Genomic DNA, 21,189 nt, shown 5'->3' on the forward strand with positions numbered 1-21,189 from the left:
TTAAAGTTTTCGTAGTGAATTCGCCTGAAGAAGCGCGGCATTTAATAAAGGCTATATTAGAAAAAGAAAAAGCAAAGAAAATTGTTTCATCTAAATCAATGACTTCTGAAGAAATAGAGTTAAAGTTTTATTTAAGAAAATGGGGCTATGAGTTTAATGAGACAGATCTTGGTGAATGGATTTGTGATCTTGCCTCTTTGAGACCTAAACACATTGTAGCACCTGCAATAACTTTTTCTAGGTTTGATGTAAAAAAGTTGTTTGAAGAAAAGTTTAATATTAAACTTTCTGAAGAAATTGAAGAACTTACAAAGTTTGCAAGGGAAAAATTAGAAAAGATCTTTCTTGAGGCTGATGCTGGATTAACAGGTGCAAATTTTGTATTTGCAGAGGAGGGAATTATTAGCGTTTTTGAAAATGAGGGAAATTTTGGAAAAACCTTTTATTTTCCTAAAACAGCAATTACTCTCTTTGGAATTGAAAAATTTATTGATAGCATTAAAAATTTTCCTCCATTTTTAAGACTTTTACCAAGAAGCGCTACAGGTCAGAGAATGACATCCTTTGTTCATCTTCTTTCAAATAAAATTGGGAATTGGTACATCATTATACTTCTCGGAAAAAGAAAAGAAATAGCTGAAAATGATGATTTTAGGGAAGTACTCTTCTGTATAAGATGTGGAGCCTGTATGAATGTGTGTCCAGTTTATGGAGTAAATGAAGCAGAAGGATATAAGGGTCCTTATAAGGGGCCAATTGGAATACTTCTTAATTCAGTTTTATACAACTTCTATTCAAATGCTTTTTACTCGACATTATGTGGGGCCTGTGATCAGGTTTGTCCTGTTAACATAAGAATTTCTGAGTTAATAAGAAAGCTAAGAAAAAAGAAAAGTTTACCACTTAAAGTAAAAATGTTTAATAAATTTTACGCGAAATTACAATCTTATCCAAGAGTACTAAGAGTTATTGGAAGTTATGTACCTTTAAATTTACTGCTTTATTTTTTGAAAAGTAAGGAGTTACCAGACTTTCATGGTGATGATACATCTGAAGAGCCACACGTTGTAGACAAAGGAAAAGAAAAAATGGGCTTTGGAGAGTTATGGAAAGAGCACGGTGGAAAATTTGGAGAAAAGGGGAAAAAGTTTAGAGCCCTTTACGCTATTGAGGAAACAGGATCATTAGTTCTCAATTTAGAAGATTATAGAGATTTTTTTAGTGAAAAAGAGGTTTGCTTTGAGTTAAAAAAAGAGAATATATTAGGAAATTTTGAAGAGTTTTTCAGTAAGGATTTAAATTTAGATAACAATTATCTTTTTGTCTCAGGGCCATCGAGAACAGCAGACATAGAGAAAAAACTTATAATAGGTGTCCATGGGCCTTGGGAAACCTATATAAATTTAACTTGAACTTTCATTAGGCTCTCTTTAAAATAATTTATGATGAGTTTAATGCTTTTGGTACTTTTCCTTCAGTTTGAGGAGATGACCCTTGAGGAGCTTTTAAAAGTTGATATATATGCCTTAAAGATTCCTGTTCAGGTAAAAAATATTCCAGCTGAAGTGGTAGTAATTGAGAGGGAAGAAATAGAAAAACTGAAATTTAGAGATTTACCTAGTCTTATAGCTTTTTTGGCTGGTTTTTACCTAGTTGATGATAGAACTTTTAAAGAGATCTCCCTAAGAGGTATTGCAAGTGGTATGAGAAATTACACTAGAACCGTTAAAGTTCTTCTAAATGGTTTTCCTATTGACTTTAAACATGATGGATGTAACTTTATCGGGGAAGAATTTATTCCAATAGAAACTATTGAAAGAATTGAGATAGTTAAAGGTCCTTCCTCTTCAATTTACGGTAAAGATGCTTTACTTGGTGTAATAAATATAATAACAAAGAAAGAGTTGAAAGGTTTTAAAGCTGAGTATTCACCCTTTTACAGGGATTTAAGAGCTTTCTATAATACCTATAATTATGAATATTCTTTCTCCTTTTCTGAAAGAAGAGAAAAAGACTTAAGTCTTTATAAAACTTCGCCAATTTATGAGAGATTTGAAAATAAGAAGGTTTCAGATAAATTAAATCGAAATTACTGCTTTTACCGCGGGGTTAATTCGAGATTTATGAATTTTGATATTAAAAGTTACATACTTGCACAAAAAATAAAGAAAGCTCTTTTGTTTACAGATTACTCAATATTAGAGGAAAATTCTCTTCTTTCACTTGTAAATTCAAAATTTTTTATAGGCGTTTCTCGAAAATTAAAGAATCTTGCTATAAACACAAATTTTCTTTATTCTTTAGGTTTTAATCTAAATGATGAAAAAATTGAAATAGGAGTTCCTACCTTTTATAAGCAGAGAAATTTCTCCTTTAATACATATGAAGGGAATTTTGAAATAAGTTCTAATTTTGATCATTTATTTATGCTCTTAGGTTATGATTATAGTTTTGAGTTTCATGATCTCATTGATGTTTATACAGTTGAGAGAGAGACAGGGAATAAAATTCTTGACAGGAGATTTTTACCATCACCTCAAGGAGACACTTTAATAAAAAATTTTGGAGTTTATTCGTCCTTACTAATTAAGTTATTTAAAGAAAAAATTTATTCAAACATAAGTTTTAGAATTGATGAAAATTCACTAACAAAAACTCAACGTTCATATAGGCTCGGTTTTTCCTATCTTCCTTTATCAAATTTATATCTTAAGTTTGACTATGGGAAATCTTTCAGAGCACCAACTGTTTCTTTTTTATTTTCAAGACCAATTAATGAAATAGAAGATATTGTCCCAAATCCAAATCTAAAAGGAGAAGATTCAAAAATTTTTGAATCTTCATTAGGGTATTTAAAAGGAAATACATATCTTACCCTTTCATTTTACTATACTAAAATGGATAACAAAATTGAATTTGTACCAAAAGGTGTTAACTTTGAACCCAAAAATCTTTTGGAAGCCACTGGATTTGGGTATGAAATTAAAATAAAAACGAAAATATTCGGTTTTGATCTTCTAACTTCTTTTTATAGTTCCTTCATTAAGTTTAAGGGAGATACACTTTGTTTACCGTCCTTTCCCCAATATATGAGTTTTTCCTACATAGCAAAAAAATTAAAATTCATAGAAATTTTAGTTCTATTTAGATACATATCAAAAGTTAGATCTTCTCTTTCAAATGAAAGAATAAATCTATTGCCCTATTTCATACCCCATCACTATGTCTTTGATGTTAATTTCGTATTCTTTAATAAAATAAACTTGATGATTAATAACCTATTTGATTACAGATATGGGTATCCCGGGTATAGGGGAGTTGATATACCTGGTAAAGGAAGAGAGATAAGTATTAGGGTTCAATTCCCATAAAAAAATCAAAGTTTACGGGCTTAATTTTAACTTTAGGTATTTTATTTTTAATAACCTTCAGCTTGGGTGGTTGTAAAAAAAAGCCTACAGCACCACCCCCTGAAGAAAAGATAACAGTTGGGGTAATTTTTCCAATGACAGGGGGCCTGGCATCTTTTGGTGAAGCAATGAAATATGCAATTGATGTTGCAGTTGATGAAATAAATGAGGCAGGTGGAATACTTGGTAAAAAGGTGGAATATATTTTAAAGGATGATCAAACAAATCCTGATGTAGCAAAACAAAAAGCACAAGAGATTATAAACGCAGGAATAAAAGTTATTATTGGAGCAGCTGCCTCTTCTGCTACTATTAAAGCCTCTGAAATTACAGTACCAAATAATGCTATTTTGATATCACCCTCTTCAACAAGCCCACTTATTACTGATCTTAACGATAATGACCTTGTATTTAGAACATGCCCCTCTGATGCATTCCAAGGAAAAATCATAGGTAGATATTTAAAAGAAAATTTAGGAGTTAACAGAGCAACTGCCTTATATATAAAAAATCCATATGGTATAGGTTTAAAAAATGAATTTACTAAAGAATTTGCATCTAGGGGAGGTGATACTTTAGATCCTATTTCTTATCCTGAAGAATTTGAAGAAGCAGGAACTCCACCTGATTTTACACCATACATAGATTCTTTAATCAGGCAAAATCCTGAATATGTAGTTCTCGTAGCTTACGATAGAGGTGGACTTGCTGTAAAAAGAGCAAAAGAAATGAATGCAACTTTTACTTGGTTTGGATGTGATGGAATTCAGACACAAGGATTTCTTGATAACGCTGGAGAATATGCCGAAGGTATAAGGGGAACAGCACCTTATCATGAAGAAGGTTCTCACTATGATAATTTTGCACAAAGATATAAGCAAAGAAGTGGTATGGATCCCGTTACATTTATAGCAAATACTTACGATGCCTTTATAGTCATAGCACTCGCTATACAAAAGGCAGGAACAGCTGATGATGGTATGAAGATAAAAGATGCATTAAGAGAGGTCGCAAATTATTCTCCTAATGATAGTGTAGTTTATGGTGGCCAGTTTAGTAAGGCTAAGGATTTAATAGCAAAAGGTATAGGGATTGATTATCATGGAGTTTCAGGACCTATCAATTTTGACGAAAAGGGCGATGTGATAATAGCACCATATGAGGTATGGGAAATAAGGGGAGGGAAATTTGTACACATTGAGACTATTCAACCTTAAAGTTTTAGTGCTCCTTATCCTGGGTAAAGTTCAAATCTTTGCCCAGGATATGCCTCCTGAACTCTTTTCTGCGCTTGTTATAAAAATAATACCCTATGTTTTAAATTTCAAAGATAAAGACACAATTAAAATTAAGTATTATGGAGAAGATGTTTATACAGCTGCTTTAAAAAATTATAATGGCAAAAAAATAAATGAAAAAACAATTATTGTTGGAAAGGACTTAAAGAATTTTAATATTTTCTTTTTTTCAGGAAAAAAAGAGGAGTTTATAAAGGTAGAGAGCGAAATAAGAAAAAATGAAGTTCTATCAATTTTTGTAAATGACATAACCTATCTTAAAGGCACCGGGATACTTGGTATAAAGGTTGAAGATGGAAAACCCTGTATTTATCTTAATACTTTGAGGGCTAAAGAAGTAGGGTTAAATTTCACCTCAGATTTTATGAGACTTATTAAAATTTATCAATGAAAATTTTTAGTCTTAGGAGTATAAGATCAAGAATATTTTTTTTACTAATAGTTTTTTCAATAATTTTAACATCCTTTTTCCTTTCTGCCTTTTATATATTTTCACGTAACATTTTTTTGAGAATGAAAAAAAATGAGGCTCAGAATTTTGCAAATTTATTAGCAGTTAATGTGGCGCCTTTCATTGCCATAAATGACCTTAACAAAATTGAAGAGACATTAGAGGTTTTATCAAAACATCCTTCACTAAATGAAATAAAAATATTTGGTATATTAGGTGAAGAATTGGTAAATAAAAAATTTAACGAATCAAAAAAGAAAATATGGGTCATTTCAGAGATAAAAAGCGAAGATCAAGTTTTGGGCGGTATTTCTCTTTCCTTTGACTATCCAAAAGAAGAAAAAATAATTTATGTTTTTTTAACACTTGCCTTTTTAAGCTCCTTTGTTTTTGTTTTTATTACTATACTTTTAACACAACGGGCTAGCATAAAAGTTTTAAATCCCCTTTTTAAAGTAATAAATCTTATGGAGGACTTCTCAAAGAAAAGGGGAGATTTAAGTGTAAGTATAAAAAGTGACTCAGCTTATGAAATAGATAGACTAGCAGGTGCCTTTAATAATTTTAAAGAGACAATAAGAGAAATTGTTTTAAAAATTATAAAAGTTTCAACACAAAGCAAAGACGAATCAGAGTTCATAAATACAACTTTTAATGACTTTAGAAACCAATTTGAAGAAATCACAAAGATGACCCAGGAAATTGCTGAGATAATCCAGCTACAATCTGAGACCCTTTTAACCCTTCAAAACAAAATTAATAACATGAAAGAAATTTTTGACGATATAATCTTAAAACTTGAAGAACATAGAAAACATACTGAAATTCTTTTTAAAGAAGTTGAAAAGGGAAAAGAAAGAGTAAAAAACTCAGAATTAATATTAACTAGTATGATAGAAAGCTTAAAAGAGTTTTCAAAATTAATTGAAGATTTTAAAAATACTAACGAGATTTTACTTGAAACATCAGAAAAAATTGAGGACTTTTCTCAACAAATAAACATTTTAGCTTTAAATGTTACTATAGAAAGCTCACATTTAAAAGAAGCACGACAATTTTCTGTCCTTTCTCACGAAATAAGAGAGATATCAGAGAGAGTGAGAAAATTTAATGAGGATTCAAAAAAAAGATACAGAGAAATTACTTCACATATAACAAATTTTATAAGCTTTATGACAGAATTCAGACAAAACACTATCTCTGAATTAAACAAAGTAAGTGAAACTCTTAAAACGTTTACAGAAATAGAAGATAAAGCCAGAAAAATTCATAAGTTTATTTTTGAAATAAACGAAAAAGTAATTCATACGAGAGAATTAGTAAAAGAACTTACCTCATCTTCAGAAGAAATCTCGAAAAAAGGAGAAAACATTGCCTCATCCACAGAAGAAATAAGTGCTGGTATGCAAGAAATTAACACTATTTCTCAAAGTATAAAAGATAAAGTAAACGAAGTTAACACTTTAATCTATGAACTTTTTAACCTCGTACACACATTTAAAGTATAAAACTTTTAAAAGTTGACAGATAACCTATTTTCTAATTTATAATGTAAAATGGCGACCCGAAAAATAAGAACACCGTTGGATGAAGAAACTGTGCTTTCAATAAAAAGTGGAGATATTGTTTATATCTCAGGGGTAATATACGCTGCAAGGGATGCTGCTCATAAAAGAATGGTCGAAGAGTACAAAGAAAAAGGGACTCTTCCTATAGATTTAAAGGGGCAAGTAATTTACTACGTAGGACCTTCACCTGAAAAACCAGGCCAAATAATCGGATCAGCTGGCCCAACAACTTCTCTTAGAATGGACCTTTACACTCCTTTTATGCTTGAAATGGGTGTAAAGGCAACTATAGGTAAAGGAGAAAGATCACAAGAGGTGATAGAGGCTATGAAAAAATTTGTAGCTATTTATCTTGTAGCAGTGGGAGGTGCTGGAGCTCTCCTTGCAAAAGTAGTAAAAAGGGTTCGTGTAATTTCTTACGAAGACTTAGGACCTGAAGCAATAAGAGAATTAGAAGTTGAAGACTTTCCAACAGTTTGCGCCATAGATGCATACGGGAATAACCTCTTTGAAGAAGGTGTAAAAAAATTTAGTAAATTATCCTAAACCCTCTATCTTAGGCAGCTCTTCAAGGGAGTTAAGGCCAAAAACCTTTAGGAATTTTTCTGATGTCCCGTATAAAAGAGGAGCACCCTTTACTTTCTTTCTACCTACAACCTTAACTAAACCCTTTTCTAATAGACTTTTTAAAGTAAAATCAACTGATGATCCCTTTAAAACTTCTATCTCAGCCTTAGTTATCGGTTGTTTATAGGCTATAATCGCAAGTGTCTGAAGCATAGATTTTGAAAGCTTTAAGGTATTATCTCCTTTCAATTTCTTTACATAATCACTATACTCCTCTCGAGTAAAAAAGGTATAACCACCAGCTACTTCTTTTATAACTATAGCCCTATTTTCACTTTCATATTCTCTTTTTAAGTTATCAATCTCTTCCTTTATTTTCTCTTTTGGATAACCTGTTAATTTTGCCAGTTTTTCAAGTGAAATTGGCTTTGTTGAAACAAAAAGTAAAGCCTCAATAATTCTTTTTAAATTTCTTTCAGATTCCATCTTTTACGAAAATACATAAAGAATATAAAAGATAAAAAAGAATCGATCAAAAATTCAAGAAAAGGTAAATTAAAGAATCTAAGGAAGACAAGAGCAGCAAGTAAAAGGGCGAGTAAAATAAATTCTTTATAATCCCTGAAATCTATAAACTTAGGGGTATAAAAGCATAGGGTCAAAAAGGCAACAGTTGATGAAATTGAGGAAGATAGGGCAAGTCCTGTATAACCCATCAGCTTAAAAAGAATCGGAGCAAAAAATAAAAAAGAAGTCAACATGTAAAGATGAGAAATATTTATTTCAACAATTCTTTTCTGTGAATAGAAATAATTTAAATGAACGTTAAATAGAGAGGAAGGAAGTATCCCCAAAGAAAACCATATAAAACTCAGCGAAGTCTTTAAAGTATCTATACTTTTAAACTTTCCCCTTTCAAAAAAAACCTTTACTATAAAATCAGAGTGAACAATCAATAGTAAAACCAAGGGAAAAAGTATAGAAAGAGAAAACTTATAAATTCTCTTTAGATATTCAATTTTTTTATCAGTCTCAGTCATATAAGGTAAGGAAACAGTTGCAAGACCTATTCCTAAAATTGCTATAGGAAAGTGTCTTAACCTGAAAGAATAAGAAAGATAAGAAAGTTCCCCCTCCGGTAAATATGAAGCAAGAAACGTCGTTATAATTATTATTATTTCGTTAGTTATTACCGTAACAAAGACAGGAATTAATAGTCTAAAAAAATCTCTAATTTCGGGAATAAACAAATTTTTTGTTATGGAAATTTTAACTTTTTTAATAACAAAAAAAAGTTGAAAGAGAGCTTCAAATAGACCGCCGATGACAATTGCAAGTGCGAGCGAAAAAAGAAAAAATTTTTCACTTAAATTTAAAAAAAAGTAAGATATACACCCTATTAAAAGAAAAGAGAAGTTAAAGAAAAAGGGGGCAAATGAAGGTGGAAAAAAATTTCTTTCAGAATTTAAAATGGAGCCAAAATAACCAGCCATTATAATAAAAAAAACAAAGGGAAACATCATCATTAAAGTATCTTTTGCATAGATAAATTTAAAACTAACATTTTTAAATCCAGGCGCAAAAATTAAAATTAAAAGAGGCGAAAGGAGTATACCTAAGAAAGTAAATAAAAGAGAAATTAAAAGAAAAAATGTAAAAGTTGAAGATACAAATCTCTTATACCTTGATAAATCTTTTTTATTTTCAATAAGTAGAGGAACTAAAGATACATGCATTATCCCTTCACCAAATAATATCCTTAGAAGATTTACAATTCTAAAAGAAGCATAGAAAACATCAGAAAGATGAGTAGCTCCTAAAGAGTAGGCAAGAAAAACCTCTCTTAAAAAGCCTAAAATTCTTGAAAGTAAGGTACCTATCCCAAAAATTAAGAGATTTAAAATAGTTTTTGAACCTACTTTTTTACCTCTATGATCTCCCCTGGAATCCATTTCTCCCAATTTGCTACAGAGGGCGGCTCTTCAGGAAGAGATGAATAAGTAAGTAAATAGTTACCATCTTGATTAATATCAACAAAAATAAACTGAATTCTTTTAGGACTTGTATAAACCCATGATTCCCAAGCTCTATTTGCTTCAGGATAATAGGAACTTGTAACATAAGATGGTTCTCCATACTTTATAAAAATCTTTCCTCTATCTGTATATCTTCCTTTAAGCTTTAAACCGAGAGAAAAATTTTGATCTGAAAACTTTATTCTTTTAATAAGTTCTATAACAAACTCATTTGCCTCAGTTTCTGGATCTGGATCAAACTTTTTCCAGAACTTCTGAACAAAAAGCTTTTTTCCATTAAAATCACTTATTTTCCTAAATTCCTCTATTTCTTCAGGAGTTGCAAAATAATCTATAAAAAAAAGATAATTCTCATAATACCTTTTTATACTCTCTTCCTTTATTGTCTTAAATGATACATAGCTAAACCTTTCCTCTCTTTTAAAATGAACATTACCATCTTTTATTACACTCACAACAAGAGTATAGTCACCTGTATCAAGTTTATTTAAAGAGATGCTTGCACTTGTTATACCCCTTTTGGTACTTGGAACTTTATTCTCCTTTGAATAAATTTTTTCACCATCCCTATATACTTCATAACTTACTATCTCCCTCCCCTCAAACCCGTAGAGCTCATAGAAAAAATGAATTATACTATCGGGAAATGAAAAATTTAGTGGAAACTTTGGATCAAAACTAAAATGTTCCCTAGTAAAAAAGTACTCTTCTTTTTTACCGATTCTTGGAACTATGAAAATATCCGAAATAAAGGGATAATTAATCTTTAAACTCTTCTTAAAATTAACTTCTCCCTCTTTTGCTTTAGTTTTAAACTTTACTTTTATTAGATATTCACCTTCATCTAAATTTAAGATGAAAACATCGTAAATTTTTGTCTTATCTGTATAACCCCCTATTTTAAAACTTTTTGTAAACTTATCTTTACGAGTTTCCCCTTTTAAAATATTTTCCCAGTAGACCTCTATATCAAACTTGCCCTCATAGTAACCTACTTTTTTCTCAAGTGGCACCTGATTAACATTTAATTCATACCACATTTCAATACTGAAATTATGTCCATTAAAAGTTGTAAAGGGAAAAAGATAAAACTCAAATTTTCCCTTTGAGAGAAAAACTGTTGAGATCAGGAAGTGCACTAATATTTTAATCATCAGTACTGAGGATAAAGTTCTCTTAAATCGGTTACAAGTTGATAATCACCAAAGCCAGTTTTATCGACAAAAATAAATTTAATTCCAAGTTTTGTGTAATACCATATCTGATAGGGATAGGTTCCAAATTCAAAGGGATGGTCCTCTATGTAGTCAGGGGATCCATACTTTATATATATTCTTCCTCTATCTGTTTTATAACCTTTAATAGGACCTGAAAAGTTTTTCATAACATACTCAAATCTTTCGATGAAGGTAATTTCAAGTTCATTATGTGGGGTTTGTGGATCAGGATCACGAGTTTTCCAAAAGGCCTTCCATTTATCTTCTTTTTCTTCTTCTTTAGCTTTAAAAAGCTCTTCAACATCCTTAAAATCAAACAAAATTCTTAAAGCCTCTATAAGATCTCTCCAATCGAAAATCGAAAATAAATCAATCTTTTTTAAACTTATCTCTCCGGTTAGTTCTATCTTTTTTTTATTTATATAAAATTCCAAATTGTAAGTTAAGGGAATCTTTAGATTTGAAAGATTTAAAGTATCGATTAACTTATTCAAACCATCTTTGACCTCAAAGGCTAGTTTTTTAAAAAGTTCATTCTTCTTATAGAAACTTATTTCTAACCTTCCTTTTTTCTTTGATTTAAAAGTTAAAATAAAGTTATAAAGAGAGTCAGAGAGAGGTGGAACATCGTATATTATTTCGTTTTCTTTAATTTTATAGAAGATAATATCTCCAACGCTTATAAAATCCTTAACCACAAATTCCTTTGAGTAAGTCCATCTTCTCTGTGAGTTCAAGTCTAAAACTTCAATATTTATTTTTTTTATAGTGCCTTCTAGTGCAATCCATTTCTGAAATTTTATCCTATTTTTCTCATCTCTTGTATCTTCATATTTTTCAAAACTCACCTTCTGGTTAAATCTAAAAAAGTACTCCCTCTTATCTTCTGCAACACAGCTTATGTTAAACTCTGTCCAGCCAAGAAACTCTTCCTCAGATTTTTTAAAAACTAATAAGTGGGGCAAAACTTTAACATCTACTAAAATTGAATCTCCTTTTTCAAAAATTTTCTTACATACATTAAAGTTAATCGTATCTACTAAAAAAGAAATAACAAAAAAACTCAAAAAATTTAGATAAAATATCACAAATTAAGCCCTCCTAATTGATATAGAAAAGAAAGCAAGAAGGCAGAAAAAATTAAAGCTATAACTGCAACTATAACGGCAATAACTATTGAAATAATAATAAAGATACCGATTAGTTGAAATAGCTGTTTAATCTTACTGTGGAACTGAACTAAATCTTCCTCTTTTTTAGTTAAATTTGCTTTATCAGCAGCTGATGCAGCTTGTAAAGCTACAACACCAATCCAAATCGTAATCCAAGCCCAAATTATTCCAATAATTGTAAAAACTTGCAATACTCCACCAATTATACTTATCACGCCAAAAAATCTAATCCACCCGCTCCCCTTTGAGGCACTTTCGTATATTTCCATTAATTTCCCCCCTTAAACTTGCGGGATCGAACCCTATTTTAAATATTTTAAAACAAATTAAGCTCCTAAATAAAGGGAGATTTTCGAAAATACACCGAACAAAAGCAAAATTCCTAAAATCAAAAGCAATAAGCCTGAAATAATTTCAAAAATTCTTAAGCTTTTCCTTAGCTTTTGAAATAGTAAAAAGAAAAAATTGATAAAAAATCCCGATATAATAAACGGGATAGCAAGACCCAAAGAATAAAAACCAAGAAGTAAAAGACCTTTAAAAGGTGAACCATAAGTAGCAGCAAGTGCTAAAATAGAAGCAAGCACAGGCCCTATACAGGGAGTCCAACCAAAACCAAAAGCAAAACCAACAAAAAAAGAATTTAAAAAAGAGATACCAAATTTAACCGGATTTATCCTCCTTTCAACATCAAGAAACTTAAAACGAAATAAACCAATTAAATGTATTGACAAAATGATTATAAAAATACCCGCCACTTTCTCTAAAATCTCTCTCTTATCTAAAAAAAAGGAACCTATTAATGAAGAGGAAAAACCTAAAAATAAAAAAACCGTAGAAAAACCTAAAACAAATAAAAGCGAATGAAACAAAATTAAAAAATAATACTTTCCCTTTTTCTTAAGTTCATTAACCGAAACACCCGTAATATAGGAAAAATAAACGGGAATTAGGGGCAAAATACAAGGAGAAAAAAAGGATAAAAAACCAGCCATGAATGAGACCACTATCGAAGGGTGTTCCATGCCCTTTTATAATAAACTTAAAGTCCAATGATTTGCAAGATTTTCTGAAAAGTTTTTATAATAAAGTCTATGGAGTTAAGTAAAACTTATAATCCTAGGGAAATTGAAGAAAAGTGGCAAAAGTTTTGGGTTGAGAGGAACCTCTACCAAGCTGGAAAAGAAAAAGATAAAAAGCCCTACGTGATAATGATGCCACCTCCAAATGTAACCGGCACACTACATATGGGTCATGTTCTTAACAATACACTCCAAGATATTTATGCAAGATACATGAGAATGAAAAGCTTTGATGTTCTATGGCTACCAGGTGTTGACCACGCTGGAATTGCAACTCAAAACGTTGTCGAAAAAGAATTGGCAAAAGAAGGTAAAACAAGATTTGACCTAGGAAGAGAAAAGTTTTTAGAGAAAGTATACGAGTGGATTGAAAAGTATGAAAAAATCATAAAGTCTACACTTATGAGACTTGGCTGCTCCTGTGACTGGACTAAGTATAGATTTACTATGGATGAAATCATGTCAAGGGCTGTTCTTGAGGCTTTTGTAAGACTTTACAAAAAAGGACTAATTTACAGGGGGAAATATATAGTAAACTTTTGTCCAAGATGTGAAACTACGCTGTCAGATGAAGAAGTTGAAAGGGAGGAAACAAAGGGAGCCCTCTACTATATTAAATATCCTCTTGAAAAAGGAGGCTCTATCACTGTTGCAACAACAAGACCTGAAACAATGCTGGGAGATGTTGCAGTTGCTGTCAATCCAAAAGATGAAAGATATAAGAGTCTTGTTGGCAAGTACGCTATCTTACCTTTTATTAAAAGAAGACTTATTATCATAGAAGATGACTCTGTTGATCCAGAGTTTGGAACAGGCGCTGTAAAAGTAACACCATCACATGATTTTAATGATTTTGAAATCGCAAAGAGACATAATCTGCCTTTTGTAACAATTATGGACACAAAGGGAATAATAAATGAAGAGGGCGGGGAGTTTAAGGGTCTGGATAGATTTGAGGCTAGAAAGTTGATAGTAGAGAGACTTAAAAACTTAGAACTGTTAGAAAAAATTGAAGATTATAAGGTTATTTTAGGCAGGTGCTATAGGTGTGAAACTGTTATAGAGCCGTACCTATCGGAGCAGTGGTTTTTAAGTATGAAAGAGATGGCAAGAAAAGCTTACGAAGCCGGAGAAAAGGGAGAAGTAAAGTTTTATCCGCCTTCGTGGAAAAAGTTATATGACCAGTGGCTTTTAAATGTGAAAGATTGGGTAATCTCAAGACAACTCTGGTGGGGACATAGAATACCAATTTATTATTGTAACGACTGTAATCATATAATGTCAGAAGTTAAAAAACCCTCAAGATGTGAAAAGTGTAATTCTCAAAATATTACTCAAGATGAAGACGTACTTGATACTTGGTTTTCATCTTGGCTTTTTCCCTTTTCTACTTTAGGTTGGCCTGAAAAAAATGAACTTTTAGAAAAATATTATCCAGGCTCTTTACTTGTCAGTGCCTGGGATATTCTCTATTTTTGGGTTGCAAGGATGATAATGGCAGGTCTTGAATTTTTAGACAGTGTACCATTTAGAGATGTTTTAATTCATGGTCTTTTAAGAGACGAAAGAAGGAGAAAACTTTCTAAGTCTTTGGGTAACTCACCTGATCCACTAGAACTCTTTGAAAACTACGGTGTTGACGGTGTTAGGTTCTCAATTCTTTCTATTGCTCCAGAGGGAAGGGATATTATTTTCAGTGTTGATAAAATGAAAATTGGTAGAAACTTTTGTAATAAGATATGGAATGCCTTTAGGTTAATTTCAAGTCACGTTGAAGAAAATGAGATACTTGAGAGGGAGTTGCCGATGGAGCTCGAGCTAGAGGACAAGTGGATTTTAATGAAATTTAATGAAACACTAAGAAAGGTAAATGACAGGCTTGAAAATTACGATTATCCAGAGGTAGCAAAACTCATCTACCAATTCTTCTGGTTAAACTTTTGTGACTTTTATCTTGAATCTATAAAAGATAGACTAAAAGACGTAGAAAAGAGGAAGGTGGCTCTGAAAGTTTCCTTTATAGTTTTTGAAAACTTTCTCAAAATGGCACATCCTTTAATTCCCTTTATAACTGAGGAGCTCTGGCATAGGCTGCCCTTTAAACGTGAAAAGGAGAGTATCTCTCTTGAAAGTTGGCCCTCTGAATTTAACGTTTCCTTCGAAAAAGAAAAAAGAGATTTCGAGTTTCTAAAAGAAACAGTAAACCTTGTAAGAGAACTAAGGGGTATTTACAATATCCCTACTAGTGAAAAAATAGAAGTATTCATAGGAACTGAAAAAGATAAAAGATTTTTTGAACTTTTAAAACTATTAACAAAATCGTCAGTACTTGACAAAAAGCCCTCTGAAAACTTTTTAGGCTATGTTATATATGGAGAAGAACTTTTAGTTTCATTGCCTAAAACAGTAAATATTCAGAAAGAAAAACAAAGAATCAAAAAAGAGATATCAGAACTCGAGGGCTTAATAAAAGATTTAGAGAAAAAGCTTTCAAATCCAGATTTTCTTGAGAAAGCTCCAGAGGAAGTTATTAGAAAAACTGAGGAAAAAAAGAAAATGTTTGAAGAAAAGTTAAATACCTTAATGAAGTATTTATAAAGATGAGTAACTACAAATTTAGCAGAATGGAGGATTTTTTAAATAACTTTCCGCAAGATCTTTTATTTTACAAAAATATAAAAAAAGGTGAGATAGGGCCTTTTAAGGAATTAAACATAGTGGGAATGGGGGGATCGGGGATTGTGGGAAGAATTTTATCACCCTTTTTAAAAATAAAACACAACATCTATAACAATTACTTTTATAAAGTTTTAAATGACACAAGTTTAAATATTCTTATATCCTATTCTGGTAACACCGAAGAAACTTTAAGCTTTATAAAGCCATTAGAAGGAAAAAATATTATAACTATTTCTTGTGGAGGAAAATTGGAGGAGATTGCCTTAGAGAAGAAAATTATCCATTATAAACTTCCATCAGGATATCCTCCAAGATGTGCTTTGCCTTTAATGTTTTCAACATTAAGTCTAATTCTCTCAGATTTTATTACATTCAAAGTTGAGGAACTCGATGAAGTAAAGGAATTTCTTGAGGAGAAAAAAGAAAACTTTTCATCCATTGAAGGCGAATGTATGGATCTTGCACAAAAAATTTATAAAAGACCTCTTTTTATTTACACAGCCTATCCATATAACTCTATTGCCTATAGGATTAAAACACAGTTAAATGAAAACTCGAAACACTTTGTACACATCGATTTTATTCCTGAGATGAATCATAACGAAATTGAGGGTCTAAATGAGCCTGAAGAAGTAGTAGGAAGGGCCTGGGTTTTATTCATAGTTGGAAAATATATGAATCCAAGAAACAGAAGAAGAATAGAAGAGACAATTAAAATAATACAAAATAATGTGATGGGAATTACGGTTTTTGAGCCTCAGGGGGAAAATCTCTTAAAAGAAACATTTTATACAATTTATTTTTTTGACTATCTATCGGTACATCTTGCAAGACTTAACAAAGTAGATCCCTTTAGAATTGAAAAAATAGAAAGGTTAAAAAAGGCACTTTCCAATTGAAAGTTATAATTCCAATAGCCGGCAAGGGAACAAGAACCTATCCCTTATCCTACTCTACTCCCAAGCCTCTTTTAAGAATTAAAGGTAAACCAATCCTTCATTATGTGACGGAAATCTTAAAAGTTTTACAGCCAGAAGAGGTAATTTATGTCATTTCTCCACATTTATTAGAGTTAACTGAAGAAATAAAAAAAATAAGACCTTATAAAACTTCTTTTGTTATTCAGGAAAAACCTTTAGGTTTAGGTAACGCTGTTTTATGTGCAAAAGATAAACTAAAAAAAGGGAAATCGCTTATTCTCTTAGGTGATTCAATTGTAAAGTTTAGTCTAAAGTCCTTTGATGAGAAAAAAAATTATATTGGTATATATAGGGCAGAAAATCCTGAAAGGTTTGGAGTAGTAACTATAAAAAATGGAAAAATAGTAGAGGTTGAGGAAAAACCTACAAAACCAAAATCAAATCTTATAATATGTGGAGTTTACTATGTAAAAAACATAAAAAAAATTTACTCAGCACTTGAGGAAATAGAAAAAAGAGAGATAAAAACAAAGGGAGAGTTTCAGCTCACAGATGCTCTTAAATTACTAATAGAGAAGGGGGAAGAATTTTATCCACTAAAGGTTACAAAGTGGCTCGATACAGGAACCTTAGTCGATATTCTCGAAACCCAGAAAAAAATTTTAAAGGGAAACAAAATATTAGAAAAAGAAAAAATTATAAACACTCAAATTACTATGCCAGTTTGGATTGATAAAAACGTAACTATAGAAAACTCTTTTATCGGACCTTTTGTATCTATAGAGAGAGAATGTGAAATAAAAAACTCAAAGATTAAAAATGCAATAATTTACAGGGGATCTAAAGTAATAAATTCAGAGATAAACACTGGTATTATAGGAGATTGTTCTGAGATTAAAAACTTAAATCTAAAAGAGGTGTTTATTACGAAAAATTCAAAAGTTACAGGTTAGTTAGCTTTTAGAGCAGACCGCCCTTGTGATCAGAGAATCTCTCAAACTCAAAAACTGGTGTATGACCAACTACGTTTTTTACTCTACCAATTAAAAAAATACCCGGGTCAAACCTACCCCTTATAATTCCCTTTATGTTTTCTCTGGTTTTAACTTTTGTAAAACCATCAAACTTTTCGCTTTCTCCCTCAGTCAAAAGAATAAACCTTTTTCCTATCATCTCTTTTCTTCTTTCACTAATTATTTCGTTCACTTTGTTAATAAGAATCTGCAGCCTCTCCTCCTTTATTTCATCTTTAACTTTATCTTTGAACTTTCTGGCCGGAGTATTTGGTCTTTCTGAATATTTAAACATAAAGGCCATATCAAACCTTACTTTCTCCACCACATCAAGAGTCTCATAAAAATCTCCATCTTCTTCGCCTGGAAAGCCAACAATTATATCGGTTGTAATAGTTGAATCTGGAAACTCGTCCCTTGCCATAAAACATAGATCTAAAAACTCTTCCTTTGTGTAGTCTCTTTTCATTCTCTTTAGAATTTTATTTGAACCAGATTGAAGAGGCAGGTGAAACCAGTGCGAAATATGCTCACTTTCCTTAATCACCTTAAAAACTTTATAAGAAAAATCTCTTGGATTTGGTGATAAGTACTTTATCCAAAAGTTACCACTAAGCCCCTTTTCAAGATTATAAAGAAGATCAGCAAAATCAAAACCAGTTTCGTAATCAAAATAAGAATTGACGTTTTGTCCAAGTAAAAAAATCTCTCTTGAATTTCTCTTTAAAAGCTCTTCACATTCTTTAAGAATTGAGCTAAAACTTCTTGAAACCTCCCTACCTCTTGTATAAGGAACTATACAAAAAGTACAAAAATTATCACATCCTATTGAAATGTTAACGTAAGAAGTTACAGGATGTGTCGATTCTGGAACAATCTCATACTCTGGAACTTCATTAAATCCTACTTCTATTACTTTTTTACTCTCTATCACTGAATTTACAACATCTAAAACTTTATGAATTTTTCTTGTGCCTAAAATAGCATCAACGCCAATTTCAAAGATTTTTTCCTTTTCGCCTTCAGCTACACAACCTGCAAAGATGACTTTTTTTCCCTTTCGTTTTAAATCCTTTGCATAAACTTTTGCCTTTCTTTCTGCCTTTTCCCTAACTGAGCAAGAGTTTATAAGGATGACTTCAGCATCTTCTGGCTCTGTCTCAACAAAACCATTTTTTAAAAGTATTGACCTCATTATCTCAGAATCTCGAACATTCATCTGACAACCAAAGGTCAAAATTGAAAACTTCATAATCTAAAAATTGATTTAAAATTATAAAGGAAAAAAATTTACAGTTCAATTGAAATTTAGGGCTTCTTTTTATAAAATAAAGTAGTTTGAAAGTAAGGGAGATAATCAGTTTGGTTGAAAGGGATGTTCCGTTAAGTTTTATAAAGGGGCTAGTAAAAAAGCTCTCTCAACATCACAGAATACAGGTATCAGAGGGTTATACAAGGGCAGTCTCAGAGCTTAAATATATATTAAAGAATGAGCAGATAAATTTTAAAATTTACAGGTTACCCTTTAAAAAAGATACAGAGTATTTTTATCAGAAATTTTTCCCTTATTGGAAAATAAATAAAGGCTATTTAAAGATAATCGAGCCTTTTACTTGTATTATTGCTGATTACAATGAAATTCCCCTCTCTGTTATTCCAAGGAGTAAAAAAACATACGGTATCTATGAAATTATAGACCTTGAAGATGAAAGAGAGGGTAAAAATGAGGGAAAGATTCTTTTAACCGATGATTTTAAGAAGGCCTTTTATAAGGTAGTGGGAAAAGACATGGGAATTTTGTATTACGGTATGCCGAAAATTGAAGGGGTAAGAAAAGAGGAAGAGTTAGATGATTATATTCATTATGTTTCTTTTTGGGAAGAGGGATTTTTTGGATTTTCAATACCTCCAAAGATAGGGAAATACCTTAAAAAAATTTTAAGGGAGGGTAAAAAAATAAGGGCAGAAGTTAAAATTGACAGCGAATTTTCTGAGGGTTTTATCGAAATAGTTGAAATTCTACTAAAGGGTAAAAAGAGAAATGAAGAAGTATGGCTTATTTCACATTTATGCCATCCTGCTCCCTTTGCAAACGACAATATCTCTGGTGTTTCTATTAGCCTTGGCATTGCAAAGTTTTTTTCAGAACTAATGAAAAATAACAATTTAAAACTTAAAAGAAATTTGAGAATACTTTTATTACCTGAAATGACAGGGACCTGTGCCTATTTAAGTAAATTTTTCAATAATAAACTTAATGTTATCTCTGCGTTAAACCTTGATATGACTGGAGAGGATCAGGAAAGATGTAAAAGTTCATTAACTGTAGAGAGAGAACCTCACTTTTTAAGGAGTTTTTCAGGATACCTTGCTGGATACATAATGCAATTCATTTCAGATGGAATTAAAAATTTTGGTGGAACCTCTGAGATAGAAATTTTTAGAAAAACTATCACAGCATATTCAGGTGGTTCTGATCACTATATCCTAATTTCACCTTGTTTTTCTATCCCCTCCATAATGCTAAATTACTGGCCCGATAAGTTTTATCACACAACCGCCGATACTATAGATAAAGTATCCGAAATCTCTCTAAAAAATTCCTATACACTAAGCTCCACCTTTTTATATTTTCTTTTAAACTGCGAAAAAGAAGACATAGAAGCTCTAAAGGAAAAAATTAAAGAGATATTCAAAAAAGAGATGATTGAACTTAAGATTAAAGAGAGTGAGCCTAAGAAATTCAAAAGGGAATACCTAGGTGTTATAAATGCCTTAAACTCACTTAGAAGGATTGATAAATCAATAAAAATTGAGGAAGATGTAAAAGAAATTAGAAAATTCTTGAAGGATGAGAAAATTGAACTAGAAAAAGAAGAGAAAATTGAAACTAAGGAAAACTTTGTTTTGAAAAAGATCTACAAGGGAGTCCCAGTATCCCTAAGCCAACACCTTGATTTTGAATGGAGAAAAAAATTAGATGAATATAAAGAAAAAGAAAAAAACATACAAGTTCTAATAGATCTTATCTCATATCTCTCAGATGGAAAAAGAAACATAAATGAGATAATAAATACTATAAACTTAGAAGTTGAGACTCTCAACATAGATAGCATTTTCTTTGCTGTACAAGTTCTCCAAAGAGCTGGATTTCTGGAAATAATCTGAAAATAACTGTATTATTAAAATATGAAGATACGGAGGGGATTTACGTTTCATATAGTCTCAATGAGGGAGGAGATTCCCTCGCGCTTTTTGTCCCCGCCCACAAACGTCTATGAAACTGAAGATGAATGGATTATAGAGGTAATTATACCGGGAATTGAGAGGGACTCTCTTAAAGTCATTGTTCAGGACAATTTTTTAAAAGTTGAGGCAAAAAAAGAACAAACAGAAAAAATGGCTCTATGCCATCACTGTTTAGAATGGCCCTACTCTGACTATAAAAGAACCATCGAAATACCTAAAGATGCAGAAATTTCACAAATAACAACAAGTTACAAAAATGGCATCTTAAAAATTAAGCTCCCAAAAAAAACAAAAAAAATAATTGAAATTGAGTTAAAATAGTTTAAAAACTAAGCCTAAACAATAATTAAAAATATGAAGAGGGAATTTGAGTACCATATTCCGGAGATTCTCCCAATAATCCCTGTAAAGGGAGGTATAATTTTCCCAGGAATGGCAATTCCCTTTCTTGTAAAAGAGGAAAATTACCAGGTTCTGGTTGAAGAAGCACTTAAATCTGAAAAAATTTTTGGATCTTTTCTTATGAA

The 21,189-nt window shown here is 31.2% G+C and carries 18 protein-coding genes and 1 pseudogene (1 of these 19 cut by a window edge); 12 read left to right on the forward strand and 7 right to left on the reverse strand.

Annotated elements, in window-relative coordinates; translation table 11 throughout:
* From ABDH49_00935 to ABDH49_00960, 6 genes are all read left to right on the forward strand, one after another.
* A partial coding sequence (locus ABDH49_00935; protein ID MEN3045544.1) for an LUD domain-containing protein occupies positions 1-1,412 on the forward strand: 1,412 nt, incomplete at its 5' end.
* A gap of 30 nt (positions 1,413-1,442) precedes the next feature.
* Positions 1,443-3,371, forward strand: a complete 1,929-nt coding sequence (locus ABDH49_00940; GenBank protein MEN3045545.1) for a TonB-dependent receptor — start codon at positions 1,443-1,445, stop codon at positions 3,369-3,371.
* Between the two features lie 62 nt (positions 3,372-3,433).
* Entirely contained in the window at positions 3,434-4,627 is a 1,194-nt protein-coding gene (locus ABDH49_00945) for an ABC transporter substrate-binding protein (protein ID MEN3045546.1), read from the forward strand.
* 7 nt (positions 4,628-4,634) lie between these two features.
* Positions 4,635-5,099: a YfiR/HmsC family protein gene (locus ABDH49_00950; GenBank protein ID MEN3045547.1), complete on the forward strand. Its 465-nt coding sequence runs from the start codon at positions 4,635-4,637 to the stop codon at positions 5,097-5,099.
* Positions 5,096-6,667, forward strand: coding sequence for a methyl-accepting chemotaxis protein (locus ABDH49_00955; protein ID MEN3045548.1), 1,572 nt, complete (start codon positions 5,096-5,098; stop codon positions 6,665-6,667). The genes ABDH49_00950 and ABDH49_00955 overlap by 4 nt, the downstream gene beginning before the upstream one ends.
* A gap of 48 nt (positions 6,668-6,715) precedes the next feature.
* Entirely contained in the window at positions 6,716-7,273 is a 558-nt protein-coding gene (locus ABDH49_00960; GenBank protein ID MEN3045549.1) for a Fe-S-containing hydro-lyase, read from the forward strand.
* Here ABDH49_00960 and scpB read toward each other — a convergent pair.
* Genes scpB through ABDH49_00990 form a run of 6 tightly spaced genes read right to left on the reverse strand, consistent with a single transcriptional unit; the run spans position 7,265 to position 12,744 of the window.
* The gene (gene scpB, locus ABDH49_00965; protein ID MEN3045550.1) at positions 7,265-7,780 is read right to left on the reverse strand and encodes an SMC-Scp complex subunit ScpB; all 516 of its coding nucleotides are present in this window, start codon (positions 7,778-7,780) and stop codon (positions 7,265-7,267) included. The genes ABDH49_00960 and scpB overlap by 9 nt on opposite strands.
* The gene (murJ, locus tag ABDH49_00970; protein ID MEN3045551.1) at positions 7,759-9,246 is read right to left on the reverse strand and encodes a murein biosynthesis integral membrane protein MurJ; all 1,488 of its coding nucleotides are present in this window, start codon (positions 9,244-9,246) and stop codon (positions 7,759-7,761) included. Before murJ ends, scpB begins: the two co-directional genes overlap by 22 nt.
* Positions 9,210-10,484 carry a GWxTD domain-containing protein gene (locus ABDH49_00975; GenBank protein ID MEN3045552.1) on the reverse strand — a complete coding sequence of 425 codons (1,275 nt, stop codon included), beginning with the start codon at positions 10,482-10,484 and terminating at the stop codon, positions 9,210-9,212. Before ABDH49_00975 ends, murJ begins: the two co-directional genes overlap by 37 nt.
* Entirely contained in the window at positions 10,484-11,635 is a 1,152-nt protein-coding gene (locus ABDH49_00980) for a GWxTD domain-containing protein (GenBank protein ID MEN3045553.1), read from the reverse strand. Before ABDH49_00980 ends, ABDH49_00975 begins: the two co-directional genes overlap by 1 nt.
* Positions 11,632-11,988, reverse strand: a complete 357-nt coding sequence (locus ABDH49_00985) for a DUF5362 family protein (protein MEN3045554.1) — start codon at positions 11,986-11,988, stop codon at positions 11,632-11,634. Before ABDH49_00985 ends, ABDH49_00980 begins: the two co-directional genes overlap by 4 nt.
* Before the next feature lie 57 nt (positions 11,989-12,045).
* Positions 12,046-12,744, reverse strand: a complete 699-nt coding sequence (locus ABDH49_00990) for a cytochrome c biogenesis protein CcdA (GenBank protein ID MEN3045555.1) — start codon at positions 12,742-12,744, stop codon at positions 12,046-12,048.
* Between the two features lie 69 nt (positions 12,745-12,813).
* Here ABDH49_00990 and ABDH49_00995 point away from each other — a divergent pair, with 69 nt between their 5' ends.
* From ABDH49_00995 to ABDH49_01005, 3 genes are read left to right on the forward strand one after another with little or no spacing between them, the layout of a single operon-like run.
* Entirely contained in the window at positions 12,814-15,399 is a 2,586-nt protein-coding gene (locus ABDH49_00995) for a valine--tRNA ligase (protein ID MEN3045556.1), read from the forward strand.
* A gap of 2 nt (positions 15,400-15,401) precedes the next feature.
* Positions 15,402-16,379, forward strand: coding sequence for a bifunctional phosphoglucose/phosphomannose isomerase (locus tag ABDH49_01000; GenBank protein MEN3045557.1), 978 nt, complete (start codon positions 15,402-15,404; stop codon positions 16,377-16,379).
* Positions 16,376-17,353, forward strand: a complete 978-nt coding sequence (locus tag ABDH49_01005; protein ID MEN3045558.1) for a sugar phosphate nucleotidyltransferase — start codon at positions 16,376-16,378, stop codon at positions 17,351-17,353. The genes ABDH49_01000 and ABDH49_01005 overlap by 4 nt, the downstream gene beginning before the upstream one ends.
* 7 nt (positions 17,354-17,360) lie before the next feature.
* Here ABDH49_01005 and miaB read toward each other — a convergent pair whose 3' ends face one another.
* Entirely contained in the window at positions 17,361-18,665 is a 1,305-nt protein-coding gene (miaB, locus tag ABDH49_01010; GenBank protein MEN3045559.1) for a tRNA (N6-isopentenyl adenosine(37)-C2)-methylthiotransferase MiaB, read from the reverse strand.
* Between the two features lie 86 nt (positions 18,666-18,751).
* On the opposite strand from miaB, the gene ABDH49_01015 reads away from it, so the two are divergent.
* From ABDH49_01015 to lon, 3 genes and pseudogenes are all read left to right on the forward strand, one after another.
* Positions 18,752-20,581 carry a DUF4910 domain-containing protein gene (locus ABDH49_01015; protein MEN3045560.1) on the forward strand — a complete coding sequence of 610 codons (1,830 nt, stop codon included), beginning with the start codon at positions 18,752-18,754 and terminating at the stop codon, positions 20,579-20,581.
* A gap of 21 nt (positions 20,582-20,602) precedes the next feature.
* The gene (locus ABDH49_01020; protein ID MEN3045561.1) at positions 20,603-20,983 is read left to right on the forward strand and encodes an Hsp20/alpha crystallin family protein; all 381 of its coding nucleotides are present in this window, start codon (positions 20,603-20,605) and stop codon (positions 20,981-20,983) included.
* Positions 20,984-21,016: 33 nt separating this feature from the next.
* Positions 21,017-21,189, forward strand: a pseudogene (lon, locus tag ABDH49_01025) (endopeptidase La) (it continues 2,278 nt past the right edge of the window).

The sequence above is a fragment of the Candidatus Hydrothermales bacterium genome, from assembly GCA_039630235.1.
GTDB lineage: Bacteria > Hydrothermota > Hydrothermia > Hydrothermales > JAJRUZ01 > JBCNVI01.